Origin of the sequence: Rhodococcus sp. NPDC059234 (genome assembly GCF_042754225.1) — a bacterium.
In the GTDB taxonomy this organism is placed as follows: domain Bacteria; phylum Actinomycetota; class Actinomycetes; order Mycobacteriales; family Mycobacteriaceae; genus Rhodococcus_G.
In genome coordinates this window covers 1-2156 of sequence record NZ_JBHZAH010000214.1, presented here as the reverse complement: position 1 = coordinate 2156, position 2156 = coordinate 1, and the positions used below count along the sequence as shown (strand labels likewise).

Here is a 2156-nt window from a genome sequence, read left to right as displayed (position 1 = left end):
GTGTTGCGCCCGTGATGCAGGGGCGGAGAGCAGTTCCGCGACCAGTGATTCGATCCGAGCGCGAATCTCGTCCCGGATTGCCCGGACGGCCTCGAGTCCCTTGCCCGCAGGATCGTCGAGGGGCCAGTCGCGGTAGCTGACGCCGGGAAACACCGGGCAGGCGTCCCCACAGCCCATCGTGATCACCACGGTCGACGATTCGACGGCATCGGAAGTGAGGATCCTCGGCGACTGCGCCGAGATGTCGATGCCGACCTCGGTCATCGCCTCGACTGCGGCCGGGTTGATCGACTGCGCGGGGGCGCTGCCCGCGGAGCGGACCTCGATCGCGTCGCCGGCCAGGTGGGTGAGGAAGCCCGCGGCCATCTGGGAGCGGCCGGCGTTGTGCACGCACACGAACAGCACGCTGGGTTTGTCAGACATGGAGTGGGCCTTTCGATGGGGCGAAGCGATTCCTCAGGGCGAGCGAGACGTACACGAGGCCGACCAGGACGGGTACCTCGATGAGCGGGCCGACCACCCCGGCCAGCGCCTGGCCGGAGGCGGCGCCGTAGGTGGCGATCGCCACGGCGATGGCGAGCTCGAAGTTGTTGCCGGCCGCGGTGAACGCGAGGGTCGTGGTGCGTTGGTAGCCGAGTCCCAGTGCGGCGCCGAGGAGGTAGCCGCCGCCCCACATGATCGCGAAGTACGCCAGCAGCGGGATCGCGATCCGCACCACGTCCACCGGATCGGACGTTATCCGATCACCCTGCAGGGCAAAGAGAATCACGATGGTGAACAGCAGCCCGTAGAGAGCCCACGGTCCGATCCTCGGCAGGACCGTGGTCTCGTACCACCGCCGGCCCCTGACCCTCTCCCCGAAGCGGCGCGAGAGGTACCCCGCAAGCAGCGGGATGCCCAGGAATATCAGCACCGACTTGGCGATCTGCCACGGCGAGGTGTCGATGCTGGTCTGTTCGAGGCCCAGCCAGCCGGGCAGCACCGAGAGGTAGAACCAGCCGAGGACGGCGAACATCACCACCTGGAACACGGAGTTGATCGCGACGAGGACGGCGGCGGCCTCGCGGTCCCCGCAGGCCAGGTCGTTCCAGATGATCACCATGGCGATGCAGCGGGCCAGGCCGACGATGATCAGCCCGGTGCGGTACTCGGGCAGGTCGGGCAGGAAGATCCACGCGAGGGCGAACATCAGGGCGGGTCCGAGCACCCAGTTCAGCAGCAGCGAGCTGACCAGGAGCTTGCGGTCGCCGGTGACGGTGTCGAGGCGGTCGTAGCGGACCTTTGCCAGCACGGGGTACATCATGATCAGCAGTCCGAGTGCGATCGGCAGCGAGATGCCGTCGATCTGCACCTTCTCGATGGCGGTGTCCAATCTGGGGATCCACCGCCCGGCCATCAGTCCGCCCACCATCGCGGCGCAGATCCACACAGGCAGGTAGCGGTCGAGGGTGGAGAGTTTGCCGACGACCGCGGGACGTTCGGTTGTCGTCGTCACGCGGGCACCTCCGCGCACGCCCGCGACGGCACCGCGGGTCCGGTTTCCGTCAGCAGAACGGTCGAGAGTTGTTGCAGCGCTGTCGGTATCACCCAGTAGTAGACCCAGGTCCCGCGGCGTTCGCAGTCCAGTAAGCCTGCCTCGCGCAGCACCTTGAGGTGATGGGAAATAGTCGGCTGCGACAGGTCGAAGGATGCGGAGATGTCGCAGACGCAGGCCTCGCCGCCCGCGTGGCTGGCGACGAGGCTCAGCAGGCGCAGTCGCACCGGGTCGCCGAGTGCCTTGAACATCGGGGCCAGGCCGCCCGCCCAGTCCTGCGTCAACGGTTCGCGGACGAGAGGCGAGCAGCACGCACCTTCGTCCGAGGAGGTCTGATTCGACATCCATCAATATTGACATCCGTCGAATCAGCCGGCCCGACCGGCACCGCAGCCGCACCTGACAGGGGTGCGGATCGCCACCTCTGGGGGTGGGGTTGTTGCCCCCTTGGGTGCCTATCGGTGCTGGTCGCGGGGTTGCAAGCTTGTGTGACCGAGCAAGACCAACCCCCACCGAACGAGGAGACGGACAATGTCGAACACCATCAAGCGCGCTTTTGCTACTGCAGCCATCGCCGCCTTTGCCCTGGCCGCGGGAGCAGGCATCGCCTCCGCTGACGCGA

3 protein-coding genes are annotated in these 2156 nt (G+C 67.2%); all 3 read right to left on the bottom strand.

Annotated elements, in window-relative coordinates; all coding sequences use genetic code 11:
• Positions 1 to 423, bottom strand: a 423-nt coding sequence (locus ACFXGJ_RS24320; RefSeq protein WP_378625833.1) for an arsenate reductase ArsC, incomplete at its 3' end; no start/stop codon positions are given.
• Positions 416 to 1495, bottom strand: coding sequence for an ACR3 family arsenite efflux transporter (gene arsB / locus ACFXGJ_RS24315; RefSeq protein WP_378625831.1), 1080 nt, complete (start codon positions 1493 to 1495; stop codon positions 416 to 418). The genes ACFXGJ_RS24320 and arsB, both read right to left, overlap by 8 nt.
• Positions 1492 to 1878, bottom strand: coding sequence for an ArsR/SmtB family transcription factor (locus ACFXGJ_RS24310; protein ID WP_378625829.1), 387 nt, complete (start codon positions 1876 to 1878; stop codon positions 1492 to 1494). The genes arsB and ACFXGJ_RS24310 overlap by 4 nt, the downstream gene beginning before the upstream one ends.
• Between the last annotated feature and the right edge of the window lie 278 nt (positions 1879 to 2156).

What these genes read in the sequence shown, in the direction of transcription:
- ACFXGJ_RS24310 (WP_378625829.1), bottom strand. Translation starts at nt 1,878, where the DNA reads ATGTCGAATCAGACCTCCTCGGACGAAGGTGCGTGCTGCTCGCCTCTC.